Origin of the sequence: Salmonella sp. NW722, from assembly GCF_051702785.1 — a bacterium.
In the GTDB taxonomy this organism is placed as follows: Bacteria; Pseudomonadota; Gammaproteobacteria; order Enterobacterales; family Enterobacteriaceae; genus Salmonella; species Salmonella enterica.
Genome location: NZ_JAMMIN010000006.1, coordinates 93,411 through 112,813, shown reverse-complemented (window position 1 = coordinate 112,813; position 19,403 = coordinate 93,411). Strand labels below are relative to the sequence as shown.

The 19,403-nt window shown below is 52.4% G+C and carries 18 protein-coding genes; 9 read left to right on the top strand and 9 right to left on the bottom strand.

Going from position 1 to position 19,403, the window contains the following annotated elements:
* Positions 1-6 precede the first annotated feature (6 nt).
* On the bottom strand, positions 7-1,011 hold the full coding sequence (locus NA330_RS16085) for a LacI family DNA-binding transcriptional regulator (protein WP_001537635.1): 1,005 nt from the start codon (positions 1,009-1,011) through the stop codon (positions 7-9).
* Between the two features lie 317 nt (positions 1,012-1,328).
* Between NA330_RS16085 and NA330_RS16080 the strand changes: the two genes are divergently transcribed.
* Positions 1,329-2,525 carry an L-talarate/galactarate dehydratase gene (locus NA330_RS16080; protein WP_001218249.1) on the top strand — a complete coding sequence of 399 codons (1,197 nt, stop codon included), beginning with the start codon at positions 1,329-1,331 and terminating at the stop codon, positions 2,523-2,525.
* A gap of 73 nt (positions 2,526-2,598) precedes the next feature.
* Complete coding sequence (locus tag NA330_RS16075; RefSeq protein WP_001092106.1) at positions 2,599-3,909, top strand: MFS transporter; 1,311 nt, start codon at positions 2,599-2,601, stop codon at positions 3,907-3,909.
* Positions 3,910-3,991: 82 nt separating this feature from the next.
* Here NA330_RS16075 and cysE read toward each other — a convergent pair whose 3' ends face one another.
* The 5 genes from cysE to NA330_RS16050 form a co-directional block, all read right to left on the bottom strand.
* The gene (gene cysE / locus NA330_RS16070; RefSeq protein ID WP_001112114.1) at positions 3,992-4,813 is read right to left on the bottom strand and encodes a serine O-acetyltransferase; all 822 of its coding nucleotides are present in this window, start codon (positions 4,811-4,813) and stop codon (positions 3,992-3,994) included.
* Positions 4,814-4,890: 77 nt separating this feature from the next.
* Entirely contained in the window at positions 4,891-5,910 is a 1,020-nt protein-coding gene (gpsA, locus tag NA330_RS16065; protein ID WP_023242048.1) for an NAD(P)H-dependent glycerol-3-phosphate dehydrogenase, read from the bottom strand.
* Positions 5,910-6,377 (bottom strand): protein-export chaperone SecB, encoded by a 468-nt coding sequence (secB, locus tag NA330_RS16060; protein WP_000003370.1) that lies wholly within the window; start codon positions 6,375-6,377, stop codon positions 5,910-5,912. The genes gpsA and secB overlap by 1 nt, the downstream gene beginning before the upstream one ends.
* A 43-nt stretch (positions 6,378-6,420) precedes the next feature.
* Positions 6,421-6,672, bottom strand: coding sequence for a glutaredoxin 3 (gene grxC / locus NA330_RS16055; RefSeq protein ID WP_001273795.1), 252 nt, complete (start codon positions 6,670-6,672; stop codon positions 6,421-6,423).
* 85 nt (positions 6,673-6,757) lie between these two features.
* The gene (locus NA330_RS16050) at positions 6,758-7,189 is read right to left on the bottom strand and encodes a rhodanese-like domain-containing protein (protein WP_001156179.1); all 432 of its coding nucleotides are present in this window, start codon (positions 7,187-7,189) and stop codon (positions 6,758-6,760) included.
* 247 nt (positions 7,190-7,436) lie between these two features.
* On the opposite strand from NA330_RS16050, the gene gpmM reads away from it, so the two are divergent.
* Genes gpmM through NA330_RS16035 form a run of 3 tightly spaced genes read left to right on the top strand, consistent with a single transcriptional unit; the run spans position 7,437 to position 11,240 of the window.
* Positions 7,437-8,981 carry a 2,3-bisphosphoglycerate-independent phosphoglycerate mutase gene (gene gpmM / locus NA330_RS16045; RefSeq protein ID WP_000116576.1) on the top strand — a complete coding sequence of 515 codons (1,545 nt, stop codon included), beginning with the start codon at positions 7,437-7,439 and terminating at the stop codon, positions 8,979-8,981.
* 33 nt (positions 8,982-9,014) lie between these two features.
* Positions 9,015-10,274: a murein hydrolase activator EnvC gene (gene envC, locus NA330_RS16040; RefSeq protein ID WP_058814511.1), complete on the top strand. Its 1,260-nt coding sequence runs from the start codon at positions 9,015-9,017 to the stop codon at positions 10,272-10,274.
* A 3-nt stretch (positions 10,275-10,277) separates the two neighbouring features.
* On the top strand, positions 10,278-11,240 hold the full coding sequence (locus tag NA330_RS16035; protein ID WP_001135519.1) for a divergent polysaccharide deacetylase family protein: 963 nt from the start codon (positions 10,278-10,280) through the stop codon (positions 11,238-11,240).
* Here the strand turns inward: NA330_RS16035 and NA330_RS16030 are convergent.
* From NA330_RS16030 to kbl, 3 genes are all read right to left on the bottom strand, one after another.
* Positions 11,227-12,261 (bottom strand): glycosyltransferase, encoded by a 1,035-nt coding sequence (locus NA330_RS16030; RefSeq protein ID WP_023242049.1) that lies wholly within the window; start codon positions 12,259-12,261, stop codon positions 11,227-11,229. The two genes, NA330_RS16035 and NA330_RS16030, sit on opposite strands and share 14 nt — an antisense overlap.
* 499 nt (positions 12,262-12,760) lie before the next feature.
* Positions 12,761-13,786, bottom strand: coding sequence for an L-threonine 3-dehydrogenase (gene tdh / locus NA330_RS16025; RefSeq protein ID WP_000645990.1), 1,026 nt, complete (start codon positions 13,784-13,786; stop codon positions 12,761-12,763).
* A 9-nt stretch (positions 13,787-13,795) separates the two neighbouring features.
* A complete protein-coding gene (kbl, locus tag NA330_RS16020) occupies positions 13,796-14,992 on the bottom strand; it encodes a glycine C-acetyltransferase (protein WP_001213790.1) in 1,197 nt (398 codons plus the stop codon).
* 202 nt (positions 14,993-15,194) lie between these two features.
* Here kbl and rfaD point away from each other — a divergent pair, with 202 nt between their 5' ends.
* From rfaD to rfaL, 4 genes are read left to right on the top strand one after another with little or no spacing between them, the layout of a single operon-like run.
* The gene (gene rfaD, locus NA330_RS16015; protein ID WP_000587771.1) at positions 15,195-16,127 is read left to right on the top strand and encodes an ADP-glyceromanno-heptose 6-epimerase; all 933 of its coding nucleotides are present in this window, start codon (positions 15,195-15,197) and stop codon (positions 16,125-16,127) included.
* 2 nt (positions 16,128-16,129) lie between these two features.
* Positions 16,130-17,176, top strand: a complete 1,047-nt coding sequence (gene rfaF, locus NA330_RS16010) for an ADP-heptose--LPS heptosyltransferase RfaF (RefSeq protein ID WP_000699196.1) — start codon at positions 16,130-16,132, stop codon at positions 17,174-17,176.
* Entirely contained in the window at positions 17,176-18,129 is a 954-nt protein-coding gene (rfaC, locus tag NA330_RS16005; protein WP_001264617.1) for a lipopolysaccharide heptosyltransferase RfaC, read from the top strand. Before rfaF ends, rfaC begins: the two co-directional genes overlap by 1 nt.
* Before the next feature lie 39 nt (positions 18,130-18,168).
* Positions 18,169-19,383, top strand: a complete 1,215-nt coding sequence (rfaL, locus tag NA330_RS16000) for an O-antigen ligase RfaL (RefSeq protein WP_023242050.1) — start codon at positions 18,169-18,171, stop codon at positions 19,381-19,383.
* Positions 19,384-19,403 lie beyond the last annotated feature (20 nt).

Genomic DNA, 19,403 nt, shown 5'->3' with positions numbered 1-19,403 from the left:
TCCCGTTTATGCGGACTCTCGCTCAATCAAATGAAAGCCAATATCCACAATAGCTTCTGCGCACGGTTTCTGTTCAATACGATCGGCCAACAGCGTAGCGGCGCGCTGGCCAATGGCGCGTCTGTCAACGCTTACGGTAGTAATTGACGGTCGATTGCTGGCGGCAAAATCAAGGTCGCCAAAACCAATAACCGCTAAATCATGCGGAATGCGCAAACCACGGCTTTCCGCCTCCATCATCGCCCCCTGTGCCAGGGTATCAGAACTGCAAACAATGACATCAAACGTCCCTTCGTCAAAAAGCTGGCTTAAACCGCTGCGCCCCAGCGAAAGCGATGCCGGAAGGGGGACATCTACCTGCGGTACGGCATGAATAGCGTGGCGTTGAAGAACACTACATAACCCCTGCTTACGTTGCGCGGCTCGGCGATCGGCGGTCCACAACAAGCCGGGACGACGATAGCCCTTACTCAGAAGATACTCCCCCGTCGCCTGCCCGACTTTTTCATGGGAAAAACCGACCAGCATATCAAGCGGCGTGGGCGTTAAGTCCCAAATTTCCACCACCGGAATAGCCGCGTTCAGGATGACCTTTTTCAGTTCTATCGTGTGATGGATCCCGGTAAGCACCACGCCATCGGGGCGGCGGGAAAGCAGTGTCGCCACCAACTCCGCTTCCGTTTGTTCGGTATATCCCGCCACGCACAGCAATATGTGATATCCGCGTCGGGCCAGTTCATCGCTCAGTGACTGGATGGTATCGACAAACATGTTGTTGTTAATTTGCGGCACGACGACAGCGATTAATTTACTCCGTCGCGACGCCAGACCACCGGCTAACGCGTTGGGTATGTAGCCTGTGACGCGAACCGCCTGCATGACTTTCTCAACCGTTTTGGGGCGAACCAGTTGTGGCGAATTCAATGCCCGGCTGACTGTCATCGGAGACAGCCCGGCGCTACGTGCTACATCTTCCAGCGTCGGCGCACGAGGTGATTTGGTTCTCTTCACGTCTGATGCCCCTGCAAAGATTGGCTGATTTATCCGCGCATTATTCATCATGCCTGCGGCTATTGCCAGCTTCGCATCAGGAAAGGCCGTAAATACAGTAGCTTATCAAGTTCAGTCATTACAAAATGATAGCGCCATCATTTTGTATTATGCATTTCCCCAGATATTTTTGGATCGTGATCCATTTTGCAATAAATCCTGCTTTTTATACGACATATGTGATCAAATGTTCAAATCAACATCAACTTTCTGGATCCTGCGTTCGCTTAATAATAAAAATGTTAGCGCAATCATTTTGTGATTATCAGGAGAAAAAAATGGCTTTAAGCGCGAATTCCGACGCCGTAACGTATGCAAAAGCGGCGAATACCAGAACCGCGGCAGAAACCGGCGATCGTATCGAATGGGTGAAGCTATCACTGGCTTTTCTACCGCTGGCGACGCCAGTGAGTGACGCGAAGGTACTGACCGGTCGCCAGAAACCTTTGACCGAAGTGGCAATCATCATTGCCGAAATCCGCAGTCGCGATGGCTTTGAAGGCGTTGGTTTTAGCTACTCCAAACGTGCTGGCGGCCAGGGTATTTATGCTCACGCCAAAGAGATAGCCGACAATCTACTGGGCGAAGATCCCAATGATATCGACAAAATATACACTAAGCTGCTGTGGGCCGGAGCCTCAGTGGGGCGTAGCGGGATGGCGGTACAGGCTATCTCCCCTATCGATATCGCCTTATGGGATATGAAGGCTAAACGTGCCGGTCTGCCACTGGCAAAACTGTTGGGCGCGCACCGCGACTCCGTTCAGTGTTACAACACCTCAGGGGGGTTCTTGCATACACCGCTCGATCAAGTGCTGAAAAATGTGGTGATTTCCCGCGAAAATGGCATTGGCGGTATTAAGTTGAAAGTCGGACAACCCAACTGCGCTGAGGATATTCGCCGCTTAACCGCAGTACGTGAAGCGCTTGGGGATGAGTTCCCGTTAATGGTTGACGCTAACCAGCAGTGGGATCGCGAAACGGCTATCCGCATGGGGCGTAAAATGGAACAGTTCAATCTTATCTGGATTGAAGAACCATTAGATGCTTACGACATCGAAGGCCACGCCCAGCTTGCTGCCGCGCTGGATACGCCTATCGCCACCGGGGAAATGCTGACCAGTTTCCGGGAACACGAGCAGTTGATTCTGGGCAATGCCAGCGATTTCGTTCAGCCAGATGCGCCGCGTGTCGGCGGTATCTCTCCGTTCCTGAAGATTATGGATCTGGCGGCGAAACACGGGCGTAAGCTGGCGCCGCACTTTGCGATGGAAGTACACCTGCACCTTTCCGCAGCGTATCCCCTGGAGCCGTGGCTGGAACATTTCGAGTGGCTGAACCCATTATTCAACGAGCAACTTGAGCTGCGCGATGGCCGCATGTGGATTTCCGATCGTCATGGTCTGGGTTTCACGCTCAGTGAACAAGCGCGCCGCTGGACACAATTAACATGTGAATTTGGCAAACGCCCTTAACCCGACTGGCGGGAATCCGTCCCGCCTCTCTTACCTTACAGGATGCATTCTGCCCTTATCTGAGGAGTAGATAATGAACACAATAATAAAGCGCACAAAAGTGCGTCATACCATTCTTATATTTTTATTTCTTGCTACCGTATTTAATTATGCGGATCGCGCAACTCTATCCGTAGTTGCCCCAATAATGAGTAAAGAATTAGGTTTTGATCCGGAAGCGATGGGCCTGGCCTTCTCCTCATTTGGTATCGCCTATGTCATTATGCAACTACCCGGTGGTTGGCTATTAGACCGCTACGGTTCACGACTGGTTTACGGTTGCGCATTGATTGGCTGGTCGTTAGTAACCATGTTTCAGGGAACGATCTATCTGTATGGCAGCCCATTAATTGTACTGGTTATTCTACGTCTGCTGATGGGCGCGATTGAAGCGCCTGCCTTTCCGGCGAACAGTCGTTTAAGCGTACAATGGTTTCCCAATAATGAACGAGGTTTCGTTACTTCAGTTTATCAGGCTGCGCAATATATCTCGCTGGGCATTATCACCCCGCTAATGACGATCATTCTGCATAATTTAAGCTGGCATTTTGTCTTCTATTATATTGGCGCTATTGGCGTGATGCTCGGTATATTCTGGTTAATGAAAGTCAAAGATCCGATGCACCACTCAAAAGTTAATCAAGCGGAAATTGACTATATTCGTAGCGGTGGTGGCGAGCCCTCTCTGGGCTGTAAAAAGGAGCCGCAGAAAATAACGTTCGCGCAGATTAAAACCGTCTGTGTTAACCGGATGATGATCGGTGTTTACATCGGGCAATTCTGCGTCACCTCTATCACCTGGTTCTTCCTGACCTGGTTCCCGACCTACCTGTACCAGGCGAAAGGCATGTCGATTCTGAAAGTCGGTTTCGTGGCCAGTATTCCAGCCATTGCCGGTTTTATTGGCGGCCTGCTCGGCGGCGTGTTCTCCGACTGGCTACTCAAACGCGGCTATAGCCTTACCGTCGCGCGGAAACTGCCTGTTATCTGCGGTATGTTGCTCTCTTGCGTAATAGTGATCGCCAACTACACCTCTTCAGAATTTGTGGTCATTGCGGCGATGAGTCTGGCCTTTTTTGCCAAAGGGTTTGGTAACCTGGGCTGGTGCGTACTCAGCGACACCTCGCCGAAGGAAGTTCTGGGTATTGCCGGCGGCGTATTTAACATGTGCGGCAATATGGCAAGCATCGTTACGCCACTGGTCATCGGCGTGATTCTTGCCAATACTCAGTCGTTCGACTTTGCCATTTTATACGTTGGCTCGATGGGACTTATTGGTCTCATTTCATATCTGTTTATCGTCGGCCCGCTGGATCGCATCACGCTGACATCATCCGCAGCCTGATTGTCCACATCGCGAATTCTTCGCTCCGCTGTTCCGGGATTGCACTCCATCGGAACAGCGTTTTTTAGTTGTACCGCGCAATTCAGATGCCGTCGCCATACTCAAACGTATGGTGTAGCCCGTTGAAATGCTGGTCCATATCCATCGACGGCTTATCGCTGCCCGGCTTGCCGACAATACGCGCCGGAACGCCTGCGGCGGTAGTGTGCGGCGGGACAGGCTGTAAAACGACGGAACCTGCGCCAATTTTCGCGCCGCGCCCCACCTCGATATTGCCGAGAATTTTCGCGCCCGCGCCAATCATCACGCCTTCGCGGATTTTAGGATGACGATCGCCGCTCGTTTTCCCGGTACCGCCCAGGGTGACGGATTGCAGGATCGACACATCATCCTCAATAACCGCCGTCTCCCCCACCACAATACCGGTGGCATGGTCGAGCATAATCCCGCGGCCAATTTTCGCTGCCGGGTGAATATCCACCTGAAACGAGACCGAAACCTGATTTTGCAGGAAGATAGCCAGCGCGCGGCGACCTTTATTCCACAACCAGTGACCAATGCGGTAGGCCTGTAGCGCATGAAAGCCTTTCAGATATAACAGCGGCGTGGAGTATTTATCCACCGCCGGATCGCGAGTGCGCACGGCCTGAATATCGCAGGCTGCCGACGCGATCATTTCCGGGTCGGCAGCATAGGCTTCTTCAACTACTTCACGGATAGCGATAGCGGGCATGATGGGCGACGCCAGTTTATTTGCCAGCATATAGCTCAGCGCACTGCCCAGATTTTCATGCTTGAGTAGCGTGGCGTGATAAAAACTGGCCAACATAGGCTCACAGTCAGCTAAAGCGCGGGCTTCAGCTTTAATATTCTTCCAGACGATTTCCAGTTCTTCACACGGCATGGCTTACTCCAGACGGGCAGAAAACGACCAACCCGTTCTGTGCGGGTTGGGTCGTTTATGCAAACAGTTCCTTACGGCTAGTGGCGACTCAGCTCTTCCTTGCGGGCGCGACCTAATAACGTTAATGCTGCCTCGCGCGCGTTTTTTCCGCAATACAATACTTGATAAATTTCCTCGGTTATTGGCATTTCAACACCAAAACGGTGCGCCAATTCACGAACTTCTTTCGTATTGCGATAGCCTTCGACCACCTGGCCAATCTTATCCTGCGCGCCTTTAACGTCCATGCCCTGGCCAAGCATCATGCCAAAACGACGGTTGCGCGACTGGTTGTCGGTACAGGTCAGCACCAGATCGCCTAAACCCGCCATCCCCATAAAGGTGGCGGGATCGGCACCAAGCGCTGCGCCAAGCCGCGACATTTCGGTCAGTCCACGCGTGATTAGCGCCGTGCGGGCGTTCGCGCCGAAGCCGATGCCGTCAGACATCCCCGCGCCAATCGCAATCACGTTTTTCACCGCGCCGCCAAGCTGCACGCCGATAAAATCCGCATTGATATAGACGCGAAAACTTTTTCCGCAGTGCAACAGTTGCTGGAGATCGTCGGCAAAGGTCTCATCGGTTGAGGCCAGCGAGATTGCCGTCGGCATACCCGCCGCCAGCTCTTTAGCGAACGTCGGACCGGAAATCACCGCCAGCGGGATTTGATCGCCTAACGCCTCGCGAGCGACATCCTGCAACAGGCGCCCCGTTTCCGCTTCCAGCCCTTTGGTCGCCCATACCAGACGCGCATCCGGACGCATCAGCGGTTTAATCTGCCGCAGCACGTCGCTGAAAACATGGCTTGGCACCACCACCAGAATGTTACGACTGGCCGCCAGCGCGGTTGCTAAGTCGCTTTCCAGGTGTAACGTATCGGGAAAAGGCACATCGGGAAGGAACGCGACGTTGCAGCGATCGTGCTCCAGGGTCGCGATATGTTTTGGGTCGTGGCCCCACAGGACAACCTGGTGGCCGTTTCTCGCCAGAGTGATGGCAAGAGCGGTGCCGTACGAGCCGGCACCGATGACTGTCATTGACGCATTACTTTGGTTCATCAGGCATCCTGATGTTCTTCAGTACCTTCACCAGCCTGCTGCTGCAAATAGTTCATGAACAGCGCATCAAAGTTGACCGGCGCAAGGTTCAGTTGCGGGAACGTACCGCGTGAAACCAGGCTGGTGATGCACTCGCGAGCATACGGGAACAGAATGTTCGGGCAGTATGCACCCAGGCAATGCGCCATCTGAGTACCTTCAATACCGCTGATGGAGAAAATACCGGCCTGCTGAACTTCGCACAGGAACGCGGTTTCTTCCCCCAGGGAAGCCGTTACGGTAACACGCAGCACAACTTCATAAACGTCATCCGCCAGTTGGGAAGATGCCGTATCAAGATCCAGTTTAACCTCTGGCTGCCAATCTTTCTGGAAAACATGCGGTGCGTTTGGCGCTTCGAAAGAAACATCCTTGGTATAGATACGTTGGATCTGGAAAGCCATTTCAGTGTTATTTTGTTCTGACATGTGTAAAACCCTTTAGTGTTGTCCTTAAATACTTGAGTACGCCTTAACGCAACAGCGGATCCAGTCCACCACGCGCATCCAGCGCATACAAGTCGTCACAACCGCCAATGTGCTGTGCATCAATAAAAATTTGCGGAACCGTCGTTCGGCCACTACGTTTGATCATCTCTTCACGCTTCACGGCGTCGCCGTCAATCGCAATTTCCTGGAAACTCACGCCCTTGCTGTTTAACAGCGCCTTTGCACGATGGCAAAACGGACAGGTTGCTTTGGTGTAGATTTCAATATTGGCCATGACTTCGCTCCTGTTTTTTACCCGATGGATTTCATGTCGACGCAAGGGCAAGTCATTCCCCTTGCGTCATGAAAACGACGGGTAATCACTTACCGCGCACCAGAGGCAGATTCTCGCCGCTCCAGCCTGCTACGCCTTCTTTCAACACAAAGACCTTTTCAAAGCCGGCTTTTGTCAGCGCGTTAGCGGATTCCTGGCACTGCATACCAGAACCGTCGACCACGATAATCGGCTTGTCTTTGTGCTTTTCCAGTTCGCCAACATTGTTGGCTTTGATTTCGCTCGGCAGCAAATTGGTCGCGCCAGCGATATGGCCTTTACGGAAATCGTCACGTTGACGTAAATCCACAACAACGGCGTCCTCTTTGTTGATAAGGCGCGTGGCTTCGCCGCGTGTAATCACCTTAACTTTTGAAGTCAGACCTTTGAACGTGGTAAATAAAACCGCCACCAGTAACGCAATCCAGGCGATACTCAGTATGGGATGACGGCCAACAAATTGCATAATTTCTTGCATGGGGGGTAACAACTCCCGACGTAGTGATTAAAAAACCAGGAAAGGAGTATACCTGTGCAGTGGCGCAAATACAGCCAGAGCGTGCACTGGAATGCATTTTTGCGGGGCGCTACGAAAAAAAATCACGCTATTACTTGCCATCTCACGCCAGCGCGATCCCTTTCTTTGATCTTCTGAGGCTATTTTATCGATTCAGCTGTAGTAAAATTACGCAATTATTTTGTCTATTGAGTATGAGGTTGTCGCAATGTCGGTTTCTAAAAAACCTATGGTACTGGTGATTCTGGATGGCTACGGCTACCGTGAAGAACAGCAGGATAACGCTATCTTAAACGCCAAAACCCCGGTGATGGATGCTCTGTGGGCAAAACGTCCGCATACCCTGATCGACGCATCCGGTCTGGAAGTGGGTCTGCCTGACCGCCAGATGGGCAACTCCGAAGTGGGCCACGTTAACCTGGGCGCAGGCCGCATCGTTTATCAGGACCTGACGCGTCTGGACGTTGAAATTAAAGAACGTACTTTCTTTGCTAACCCAGTCCTGACCAATGCGGTAGACCAGGCGAAAAACGCCGGTAAAGCGGTTCATATTATGGGTCTGCTGTCCGCGGGCGGCGTCCACAGCCACGAAGATCACATTATGGCGATGGTGGAGCTGGCCGCAGAGCGCGGCGCAGAAAAAATCTATCTGCACGCCTTCCTCGACGGTCGCGACACGCCGCCGCGCAGCGCTGAAGCCTCGCTGAAAAAATTCGAAGACAAATTCGCCGCGCTGGGCAAAGGCCGCGTGGCGTCTATCGTCGGTCGTTACTACGCTATGGACCGCGACAACCGTTGGGATCGCGTGGAAAAAGCGTATGATCTGATGACCCTGGCCCAGGGCGAATTCCAGGCGGATACCGCTGTGGCTGGCCTGCAGGCCGCTTACGCTCGTGATGAAAACGATGAGTTTGTCAAAGCGACCGTTATCCGCGCCGAGGGCCAGGCTGATGCGGCGATGGAAGACGGCGACACGCTGATTTTCATGAACTTCCGCGCTGACCGCGCGCGCGAAATTACCCGCGCTTTCGTTAACGCTGATTTCGACGGCTTTGCGCGTAAGAAAGTGGTTAATCTGAACTTCGTGATGCTGACCGAATACGCCGCCGACATCAAAACTGCCGTTGCCTACCCACCAGCGTCGCTGGCGAATACCTTTGGCGAATGGATGGCGAAAAACGACAAAACTCAGCTGCGTATTTCCGAAACGGAAAAATATGCGCACGTAACCTTTTTCTTTAACGGCGGCGTAGAAGAACCGTTTGCTGGCGAAGAGCGCATTCTGATCAACTCCCCGAAAGTGGCCACTTATGACCTGCAACCGGAAATGAGCTCTGCAGAATTGACTGAAAAATTGGTCGCGGCGATCGAAAGCGGTAAGTACGACACCATCATTTGTAACTATCCAAACGGCGATATGGTCGGTCATACCGGCGTGATGGAAGCCGCCATCAAAGCGGTGGAAGCGTTGGATAACTGCATTGAACAGGTAACAAAAGCGGTTGAGTCCGTTGGTGGACAACTGTTGATTACCGCGGACCACGGCAACGCGGAGCAGATGCGCGATCCGGCGACCGGTCAGGCGCATACCGCCCACACCAACCTGCCGGTGCCGCTGATTTATGTCGGCGAGAAAAACGTGAAGGCGGTCGAAGGCGGCAAACTTTCAGACATTGCGCCTACCATGCTGTCGCTGATGGGGATGGAAATCCCGCAAGAGATGACTGGTAAGCCGCTGTTCATCGTGGAATAATCCCTCCCCATGAGGGGAAAGGCGATTAACACCATTCAACAGGCCGTGAAACCAAGAACGTTTTCAGTCAGGCCTTTGTTCTACGCCAGCGTACTTAGCGCTGGCGTATTGTTGTGCGCCTTTTCCGCCCACGCGGATGACCGCGATCAACTCAAATCTATTCAGGCCGATATCGCCGCGAAAGAACGCGACGTACGCCAGCAGCAGCAACAACGCGCCAGCCTCCTGGCACAACTTAAAGCCCAGGAAGAGGCCATCTCGGCCGCAGCACGTAAGCTGCGCGAAACGCAAAGCACTCTGGATCAGTTAAACGCGCAAATTGATGAGATGAACGCCTCAATTGCCAAACTGGAGCAGCAAAAAGCCAGCCAGGAGCGTAATCTTGCCGCGCAGTTGGACGCCGCTTTCCGCCAGGGCGAACACACCGGCATTCAGCTTATTCTTAGCGGAGAAGAAAGCCAGCGTGGGCAACGCCTGCAGGCCTACTTCGGCTATCTGAACCAGGCGCGCCAGGAGACTATCGCCGAGCTGAAACAGACTCGCGAACAGGTCGCCACGCAAAAAGCCGAGCTGGAAGAGAAGCAAAGCCAACAACAAACGTTGCTGTATGAGCAGCGCGCCCAGCAGGCGAAGCTGGAGCAGGCGCGTAATGAACGTAAGAAAACGCTTGCCGGACTGGAGTCGTCTATTCAGCAAGGCCAGCAACAGTTAAGCGAACTACGCGCCAACGAATCACGCCTACGCAACAGTATCGCGCGGGCGGAAGCGGCGGCCAAAGCGCGAGCGGAGCGTGAAGCCCGCGAAGCGCAGGCGGTACGCGATAAGCAGCAGGAAGCCTCGCGTAAAGGCAGCACCTATAAGCCGACGGAAAGCGAGCGCTCGCTAATGTCCCGCACCGGCGGTCTGGGCGCGCCTCGCGGTCAGGCATACTGGCCGGTACGCGGCCCGATATTGCATCGCTATGGCGAACGGCTGCAGGGTGAGCTACGTTGGAAGGGGATGGTGATCGGCGCGTCGGAAGGCACCGAGGTCAAAGCCATCGCCGACGGCAGGGTGATTCTGGCGGACTGGCTGCAAGGCTATGGCCTGGTGGTGGTCGTGGAGCATGGTAAAGGTGATATGAGCCTTTACGGCTATAACCAGAGCGCGCTGGTCAGCGTAGGCGCGCAGGTGCGCGCCGGACAACCTATCGCCCTTGTGGGCAGTAGCGGCGGTCAGGGCAGACCTTCGCTTTATTTCGAAATTCGTCGCCAGGGTCAGGCCGTCAATCCACAGCCGTGGTTGGGAAGATAAGTTTTGCCTCAGTTTCGTCGCTCCATTCTCACGCTGGCCACTTTGCTGGCGTTTGCACATCCCGTTTTCGCTGGCAAGCTCGCCATCGTGATTGATGATTTTGGCTATCGCCCGCACACGGAAAACCAGGTTCTGGCGCTGCCGCCAAACATCTCCGTCGCCGTACTGCCCAACGCGCCGCACGCGCGCGAAATGGCAACTAAAGCCCACAATAGCGGGCATGAGGTGTTAATCCATCTGCCGATGGCGCCGCTAAGCAAACAGCCGCTGGAGAAGGATACGCTGCGACCAGATATGAGCAGCGATGAGATCGAGCGCATTATCCGCGAGGCGGTAAACAACGTGCCGTATGCCGTCGGGCTTAATAACCACATGGGCAGCGCAATGACTTCCAGCCTGTTCGGTATGCAAAAAGTTATGCAGGCGCTGGAACATTACAATCTCTATTTTCTCGACAGCATGACGATTGGCAATAGCCAGGCGATGCGCGCGGCATCCGGTACGGGTGTGAAAGTGATCAAGCGCAAAGTGTTCCTCGACGATACGCAAAACGAGGCGGATATCCGCCGTCAGTTTAATCGCGCTATCGAACTGGCCCGTCGCAACGGTTCCGCTATCGCGATTGGTCATCCACATCCCGCAACGGTTCGCGTGCTGCAACAGATGGTTTATCGCCTGCCGGCGGATATCACCCTGGTACGTCCAGGCAGCCTGCTCAACGAACCGCAGGTAGATACGTCCCGACCTGGTGTGACGCCGCAGAAAATTGACGCGCCGCGCAATCCCTTTCGCGGCGTGAAGATGTGCAAGCCGAAAAAACCGCTGCAACCGGTCTACGCTACGCGCTTTTTCAGCGTCATCGGCGAGAGCATTACGCAAAGTTCCGTGGTTGTCTGGTTTCAGCACCAGTGGCAAGGCTGGGGGAAAATCGCCGCGCCTAAAAACGTGAGCGCTAAGACAGATTGAGCGCCTTACGGGCCATACGACGGTGCGACAAGGTTTTGTCGCGCCATTGCCACAGCCGGAAAAACCAGAGCAGCGTCTGATAAGCCGCTTTCGCGCTGCGGACGTTAGCCATCATCCGTCTATACATGCCAGAAGTAAAAATTTCGGCAATCATACGCTGGCGGGTCAAAATATCAGGCTCTTTACGTACCGCATGACAAACGCGTAACGCTTCCCAGGTAATTTGCTGGCGAAACTCCGGGTAAATCGGAATACGCCGGGCATAATCACGATTGAGCTTTTCTAATAACCGCGTAATTTTAATATAATGCCGCTGATAATTAAGATTTTTATTGCCTTGTCTTTGCAAACGGCTTACCGAATTATCATGCAGGAAATATTTATATAATGATTGTTCGGTATAACGTACGCGCGTGGCATTAAACATAACTTCCGTCGACCATAATATGTCCTGATGATGTAGTCCGGGAACGAAAGTAATATTGTTATCGGTAATTAACGCACGTCGATAAACGCCCATCCAGACAACATGCGTCCAGCGCCGCGAGGCCAACGCCATACGCAACCAATCCGGTCCGCTTAATACCCCGGTGGAGCGCAGACGATCGGTCGGAATAGATTGCCAGGCGTGCCCGGTTTTTCGGACGCACCAGTCCGCGTTGCACTGCGCAACGTCCAGATCATCGTTAAGCGCCATGGTCATCAGCGTTTCATACATCTTCGGGTAGACCAGGTCATCGGCATCGACAAAGGCGACATAATCGCCGGTCGCTGCTTGCAGGCCAAGATTACGGGCGACAGATGCGCCAGCATTGGCCTGATGAAGCAGTCGAACATGCGGGTAATGTTCCGCGTAATGTTTTGCTATCTCAACGGAATGATCCGTCGATCCATCATTCACAATAATAATTTCCAGCGCCGACCACGTTTGCGCGATTAATGACGCCATGCAAGCATTAAAATCCGCTCCCGCATTATATAACGGGACAATGATACTCACTTTGGTTTTACTATTTTTCATAACGATTACCAGAAAAACCTTAATTTACCCTGCCTTTATACTGTGGCTCTATTAAGAAACTATTAAGCCGCCATAATTAATTTTTACAGTAAAAAGCAAGCACAAAACTCAGATCAGAGTAGAGCGTGACGTTAGCGAGTAAAATAAGAGTAAAGCGCAATTACGAATGCTTGATGTCTATGACAATTCTTTACGGCTTTCCAGATTTTCCCTAACAAAAAAGGTTGGTGAATGACACCAACCTTTTACGATGACACGTATATCAGACCCGATAAATATCATCGGGTCTCTATACCCTTCATACTTCAAGTTGCTTATGTGTTGGCTACGGATTACTCGGCCCATCCATGGGCCTCGCCCTGACGGGCCGTCGCACGCGACGTTCAAATCTGCTCCCGGCAGATTTGTCGTTCACCCCAGTCACATAGTTATCTATGCTCCTGGGGACTCACTCCCTTGCCGCCTTTAAGCAACTCGAATTATTTTGGGTATATACATATTAATCCCAGCTCAGAATAACTTTTCCTGACTGGCCTGAACGCATGGCGTCAAAACCTTTCTGGAAATCATCAATAGAGAAACGATGGGTGATAATCGGTGACAGATCCAGACCGGACTGGATCAGCGCCGCCATTTTGTACCACGTTTCGAACATCTCACGACCATAAATACCTTTAATGAACAAGCCTTTAAAGATAACTTTTGTCCAGTCGATAGACATATCTGATGGCGGAATCCCCAGCATCGCAATACGACCGCCGTGATTCATGGTGTCCAGCATGGTACGAAACGCCGGCGGCGCGCCGGACATCTCCAGACCCACATCGAATCCTTCGGTCATTCCCAGCTCCGCCATGACGTCGTTCAGGCTCTCTTTCGCGACGTTGACCGCGCGGGTGACGCCCATTTTACGCGCCAGCTCCAGACGGTATTCATTAACGTCAGTAATCACCACATGACGCGCGCCGACATGTTTCGCCACCGCGGCGGCCATTACGCCGATTGGCCCCGCCCCCGATACCAGTACATCTTCGCCGACCAGATCGAAAGACAACGCCGTATGCACCGCATTACCAAACGGGTCGAAAATAGAGGCTAAATCATCAGAAATGTTATCCGGGATTTTAAACGCATTGAACGCCGGGATGACCAGGTATTCCGCGAAGCAGCCGGGACGGTTGACGCCCACGCCGGTGGTGTTGCGACACAGGTGAGTACGACCGCCACGGCAGTTGCGGCAATGACCGCAGGTGATATGACCTTCGCCGGAGACGCGATCGCCGATTTTAAAGCCTTTCACTTCCTGACCGATGCCGACCACTTCGCCGACATATTCATGCCCCACGACCATCGGAACCGGGATGGTTTTTTGCGACCAGTCATCCCAGTTATAGATGTGAACGTCAGTACCGCAGATGGCTGTTTTACGGATTTTAATCAGCAAATCGTTATGGCCGACTTCTGGTTCCGGAACGTCGGTCATCCAGATGCCCTCTTCCGCTTTCAGTTTGGATAACGCTTTCATCTTACATCCTCAGGCAATCACGCCCAGTTGTTTACCAATACGCGTGAACGCGTCTACCGCACGCGTAATTTGCTCAGGCGTATGCGCCGCAGACATCTGGGTACGAATACGCGCCTGACCTTTTGGTACGACCGGATAGAAGAAACCGGTAACGTAAATGCCCTCTTTTTGCAGTTCGCGGGCAAATTTCTGCGCGACAACCGCATCTCCCAGCATTACCGGGATGATGGCGTGATCCGCGCCTGCCAGCGTAAATCCCGCGGCAGACATCTGCTCACGGAACTGCCGGGCGTTCGCCCACAAGCGATCGCGCAGTTCTGCGCCCGCTTCCACCATCTCTAACACTTTAATAGAAGCCGCCACGATCGCCGGCGCCAGGGAGTTGGAGAACAGATATGGGCGGGAACGCTGACGCAACCACTCAACGACCTCTTTACGCGCCGCGGTATAGCCGCCGGATGCGCCGCCTAACGCTTTGCCCAGCGTACCGGTAATAATATCTACGCGGCCCATTACGTCGCAGTATTCATGGGAACCACGACCGTTTTCGCCGACAAAGCCTACCGCGTGAGAATCATCAACCATCACCAGCGCATCGTATTTATCGGCCAGATCACAGACGCCTTTCAGATTGGCGATGACGCCATCCATTGAGAACACGCCGTCGGTGGCGATCAGGACATGACGCGCGCCGGCCTCACGCGCCTCTTTCAGCCGCGCTTCCAGCTCAGCCATATCGTTGTTGGCATAGCGATAGCGCTTCGCTTTACACAAACGCACGCCGTCAATGATAGACGCGTGATTCAGCGCGTCGGAAATAATAGCGTCTTCCGCGCCCAGCAACGTCTCAAACAAGCCGCCGTTAGCATCGAAACAGGAGGAGTACAGAATCGCATCTTCCATGCCGAGGAAGCTTGCCAGCTTTTGCTCCAGCGCTTTGTGGCTGTCCTGGGTGCCGCAGATAAAACGCACGGACGCCATACCGAAACCGTGGCTGTCCATGCCCGCTTTTGCGGCATTAATCAGCTCAGGGTGATTCGCCAGCCCGAGATAGTTATTGGCGCAAAAGTTAATAACGTGGCTTCCATCCGCCACGGTGATATCCGCCTGCTGCGCAGACGTAATAATGCGCTCTTCTTTAAACAATCCTTCCGCTCGGGCGGTTTCCAGATCGTTGGTTAACTGTTTGTAAAAATCCCCACGCATTGCGATTCTCCAGACTGGGCAAATTTCAGCACATATTACCCAAAGCGATACGTTGATACGAGATGACGCGTCATCACTTCTTTAAAATGCAGCATAAATCACGCGTATCCTCACGGGTTATCAGTGAATGGATGAATAGTGTTATGATAAGAGCATTCATGTCTGAGACAGTCTCTGACACCATAATTCAAAGGTTACAGTTATGATCATCGTTACCGGCGGCGCGGGCTTTATCGGCAGCAATATCGTTAAGGCCCTGAATGATAAAGGTATCACCGATATTCTGGTGGTGGATAACCTGAAAGACGGCACCAAGTTTGTAAACCTGGTGGATCTGAACATTGCTGACTATATGGATAAGGAAGATTTCCTGATCCAGATTATGTCCGGAGAAGAGCTCGGCGATATCGAAGCTATTTTCCATGAAGGCGCCTGCTCTTCCACCACCGAGTGGGACGGCAAGTATATGATGGATAATAACTATCAATACTCCAAAGAGCTGCTGCACTATTGTCTTGAGCGCGAAATCCCGTTCCTCTACGCCTCTTCTGCCGCCACCTATGGCGGTCGCACGTCTGATTTCATCGAATCGCGCGAATACGAAAAACCGCTTAACGTTTATGGCTATTCTAAATTCCTGTTTGATGAATATGTGCGCCAGATCCTGCCAGAAGCGAACTCGCAGATTGTCGGTTTCCGCTATTTCAACGTCTATGGACCACGTGAAGGCCATAAAGGCAGCATGGCAAGCGTGGCATTTCATCTGAATACACAGTTAAACAACGGCGAAAGCCCGAAACTGTTTGAAGGCAGCGAAAACTTCAAGCGCGACTTCGTTTACGTGGGCGATGTGGCCGCCGTTAACCTGTGGTTCCTGGAAAGCGGCAAGTCCGGCATCTTTAACCTGGGCACAGGCCGTGCGGAATCTTTCCAGGCCGTCGCCGACGCGACGCTGGCATACCATAAAAAAGGCAGCATTGAATACATTCCGTTCCCGGATAAGCTGAAAGGTCGCTATCAGGCGTTTACGCAGGCGGATTTAACCAATCTACGCAACGCGGGCTACGACAAACCCTTTAAGACCGTCGCCGAAGGCGTCACGGAGTATATGGCCTGGCTGAACCGCGACGCGTAAGTATGAAAATTTTGGTCATTGGCCCGTCCTGGGTGGGCGACATGATGATGTCGCAAAGTCTCTATCGCACGCTTAAAGCGCGCTATCCCCAGGCGATAATCGACGTGATGGCGCCCGCCTGGTGCCGTCCGTTGTTATCGCGTATGCCGGAAGTTAACGAGGCGATACCCATGCCGCTGGGCCACGGCGCGCTGGAAATCGGCGAGCGCCGCAGATTGGGCCATAGCCTGCGAGAGAAGCGCTACGATCGCGCCTGGGTGTTGCCAAATTCGTTTAAATCGGCGCTGATTCCTTTCTTTGCCAATATCCCGCACCGTACCGGCTGGCGCGGCGAAATGCGCTATGGCCTGCTGAACGATGCGCGCGTCCTTGATAAAGACGCCTGGCCGCTGATGGTGGAGCGCTACGTGGCGCTGGCCTATGACAAGGGCGTGATGCGCACGGCGAAAGATCTGCCGCAGCCGCTGCTCTGGCCGCAGCTCCAGGTTAGCGAGGGTGAAAAGTCGCTGATGTGCAGCGACTTTTCACTATCTTCTGAACGTCCTCTGATCGGCTTTTGCCCCGGCGCGGAATTTGGCCCGGCAAAACGTTGGCCGCACTATCACTACGCCGAACTGGCAAAACAGCTCATTAACGAAGGGTATCAGGTCGTACTGTTTGGCTCGGCAAAAGACCATGAAGCCGGAAATGAGATCCTGGCGGCGCTGAATAGCGAGCAGCAGGCATGGTGTCGCAACCTGGCGGGGGAAACCCAGCTGGAACAGGCCGTCATTCTGATAGCCGCCTGTAAAGCCATCGTCACCAACGATTCCGGACTGATGCACGTCGCGGCGGCGCTCGACCGCCCGCTGGTCGCCTTGTATGGCCCAAGTAGCCCGGATTTCACGCCACCGCTGTCTCATAAGGCCCGGGTGATTCGTCTCATTACGGGTTATCACAAAGTGCGTAAAGGCGATACGGCGCAAGGCTATCACCAGAGCCTGATCGATATCACGCCGCAGCGGGTTCTGGAAGAGCTTCATTCGCTGTTGTCGGAAGAGGGCGTTTAATGCGGGTTTTGATCGTTAAAACATCATCGATGGGCGACGTATTACATACCCTGCCTGCGCTTACCGACGCGCAACAGGCTATTCCAGGGATTCAATTTGATTGGGTTGTCGAAGAAGGGTTTGCGCAAATTCCGTCCTGGCACAGTGCTGTCGATCGCGTGATTCCCGTCGCTATTCGCCGTTGGCGCAAAGCCTGGTTTTCCGCGCCCATTAAAGCGGAACGCACAGCCTTTCATCGGGCGGTATGCGCATACCAATACGACGCTGTGATTGATGCGCAGGGGCTGGTGAAAAGCGCGGCGCTGGTGACGCGTCTGGCGCATGGGATAAAGCACGGTATGGACTGGAGTACCGCCCGCGAACCGCTGGCCAGCCTGTTCTATAACCGTAAACACCATATCGCAAAGCAACAACATGCGGTTGAACGGACGCGCGAGCTGTTCGCCAAAAGCCTGGGATACGATAAACCGCAGTCGCAGGGCGATTATGCCATCGCAAAACATTTTCTGCATTGCCAGCAGGCGGTTAGCGATCCGTATGCGGTGTTTTTACATGCCACGACCCGCGATGATAAACACTGGCCGGAAGCAAACTGGCGCGAGCTTATCGGTATGGTGGGCAACACCGGATTACGGATAAAACTTCCCTGGGGCGCGCCTCATGAGGAGGCCCGGGCTAAACGACTGGCCGAAGGCTTTGACTATGTGGATGTGTTACCGCGCATGAGCCTGGAGGAGGTCGCCAGAGTGCTGGCTGGCGCAAAATTTGTCGTATCGGTTGATACCGGCCTGAGCCATCTCACCGCCGCGCTCGACAGACCGAATATTACGCTATATGGCCCAACGGACCCTGGGTTAATTGGAGGTTATGGGAAGAACCAAATGGCATGCTGCTCACCAGAACAGAACCTGGCGAATTTAGATGCCACAAGCGTATTTGGAAAGATTCATTAAAGAGACTCTGTCTCATCCCAAACCTATTGTGGAGAAAAGATGCTAACCACATCATTAACGTTAAATAAAGAGAAATGGAAACCGATCTGGAATAAAGCGCTGGTTTTTCTTTTTGTTGCTACGTATTTTCTGGATGGTATTACGCGTTATAAACATTTGATAATCATACTTATGATTATCACCGCGATTTATCAGGTCTCACGCTCACCGAAAAGTTTCCCCCCTCTTTTCAAAAATAGCGTATTTTATAGCGTAGCAGTATTATCATTAATCCTTGTTTATTCCATACTCATATCGCCAGATATGAAAGGAAGTTTCAAGGAATTTGAAAATACGGTACTGGAGGGTTTCTTATTATATACTTTATTAATTCCCGTACTATTAAAAGATGAAACAAAAGAAACGGTTTCGAAAATAGTACTTTTCTCCTTTTTAACAAGTTTAGGACTTCGCTGCCTTGCAGAGAGTATTCTATATATCGAGGACTATAATAAAGGGATTATGCCATTCATGAGCTATGCGCATCGACATATGTCCGATTCCATGGTTTTCTTATTTCCAGCATTATTGAATATTTGGCTGTTTAGAAAAAATGCACTTAAGTTGGTTTTTTTGGTGCTTAGCGCTATCTATCTTTTCTTTATCCTGGGAACCCTATCACGAGGGGCATGGTTGGCGGTGCTCATAGTAGGTGCGCTGTGGGCAATACTGAATCGCCAATGGAAGTTAATAGGAGTCGGTGCCATTTTATTAGCCATCATCGGCGCTTTGGTTATCACTCAACATAATAACCAATCAGATTCAGAACATTTACTTTATAAATTACAGCAGACAGATAGCTCATCTCGTTATACTAACGGAACCCAGGGCACCGCGTGGATACTGATTCAGGAAAACCCGATCAAGGGCTACGGCTATGGTAATGATGTGTATGATGGTGTTTATAATAAACGCGTTGTCGATTATCCAACGTGGACCTTTAAAGAATCTATCGGTCCGCATAATACCATTCTGTACATCTGGTTTAGTGCAGGCATATTGGGTCTGGCGAGTCTGGCCTATTTATATGGCGCTATCATCAGGGAAACAGCCAGCTCTACCTTCAGGAAAGCAGAGATAAGCCCCTACAATGCTCATCTCTTGCTATTTTTATCTTTCGTCGGTTTTTATATCGTTCGTGGCAATTTTGAACAGGTCGATATTGCTCAAATTGGTATCATTACCGGTTTTCTGCTGGCGCTAAGAAATAGATAAAAAAACGCGCTGATACTTAT

Excerpts from the sequence above, each read along its gene's own strand:
- NA330_RS16080 (WP_001218249.1), top strand. The coding sequence starts at position 1,329 with ATGGCTTTAAGCGCGAATTCCGACGCCGTAACGTATGCAAAAGCGGCG.
- NA330_RS16075 (WP_001092106.1), top strand. The coding sequence starts at position 2,599 with ATGAACACAATAATAAAGCGCACAAAAGTGCGTCATACCATTCTTATA.
- cysE (WP_001112114.1), bottom strand. The coding sequence starts at position 4,813 with ATGCCGTGTGAAGAACTGGAAATCGTCTGGAAGAATATTAAAGCTGAA.
- gpsA (WP_023242048.1), bottom strand. The coding sequence starts at position 5,910 with ATGAACCAAAGTAATGCGTCAATGACAGTCATCGGTGCCGGCTCGTAC.
- secB (WP_000003370.1), bottom strand. The coding sequence starts at position 6,377 with ATGTCAGAACAAAATAACACTGAAATGGCTTTCCAGATCCAACGTATC.
- grxC (WP_001273795.1), bottom strand. The coding sequence starts at position 6,672 with ATGGCCAATATTGAAATCTACACCAAAGCAACCTGTCCGTTTTGCCAT.
- NA330_RS16050 (WP_001156179.1), bottom strand. The coding sequence starts at position 7,189 with ATGCAAGAAATTATGCAATTTGTTGGCCGTCATCCCATACTGAGTATC.
- gpmM (WP_000116576.1), top strand. The coding sequence starts at position 7,437 with ATGTCGGTTTCTAAAAAACCTATGGTACTGGTGATTCTGGATGGCTAC.
- NA330_RS16030 (WP_023242049.1), bottom strand. The coding sequence starts at position 12,261 with ATGAAAAATAGTAAAACCAAAGTGAGTATCATTGTCCCGTTATATAAT.
- tdh (WP_000645990.1), bottom strand. The coding sequence starts at position 13,786 with ATGAAAGCGTTATCCAAACTGAAAGCGGAAGAGGGCATCTGGATGACC.
- kbl (WP_001213790.1), bottom strand. The coding sequence starts at position 14,992 with ATGCGTGGGGATTTTTACAAACAGTTAACCAACGATCTGGAAACCGCC.
- rfaD (WP_000587771.1), top strand. The coding sequence starts at position 15,195 with ATGATCATCGTTACCGGCGGCGCGGGCTTTATCGGCAGCAATATCGTT.
- rfaF (WP_000699196.1), top strand. The coding sequence starts at position 16,130 with ATGAAAATTTTGGTCATTGGCCCGTCCTGGGTGGGCGACATGATGATG.
- rfaC (WP_001264617.1), top strand. The coding sequence starts at position 17,176 with ATGCGGGTTTTGATCGTTAAAACATCATCGATGGGCGACGTATTACAT.
- rfaL (WP_023242050.1), top strand. The coding sequence starts at position 18,169 with ATGCTAACCACATCATTAACGTTAAATAAAGAGAAATGGAAACCGATC.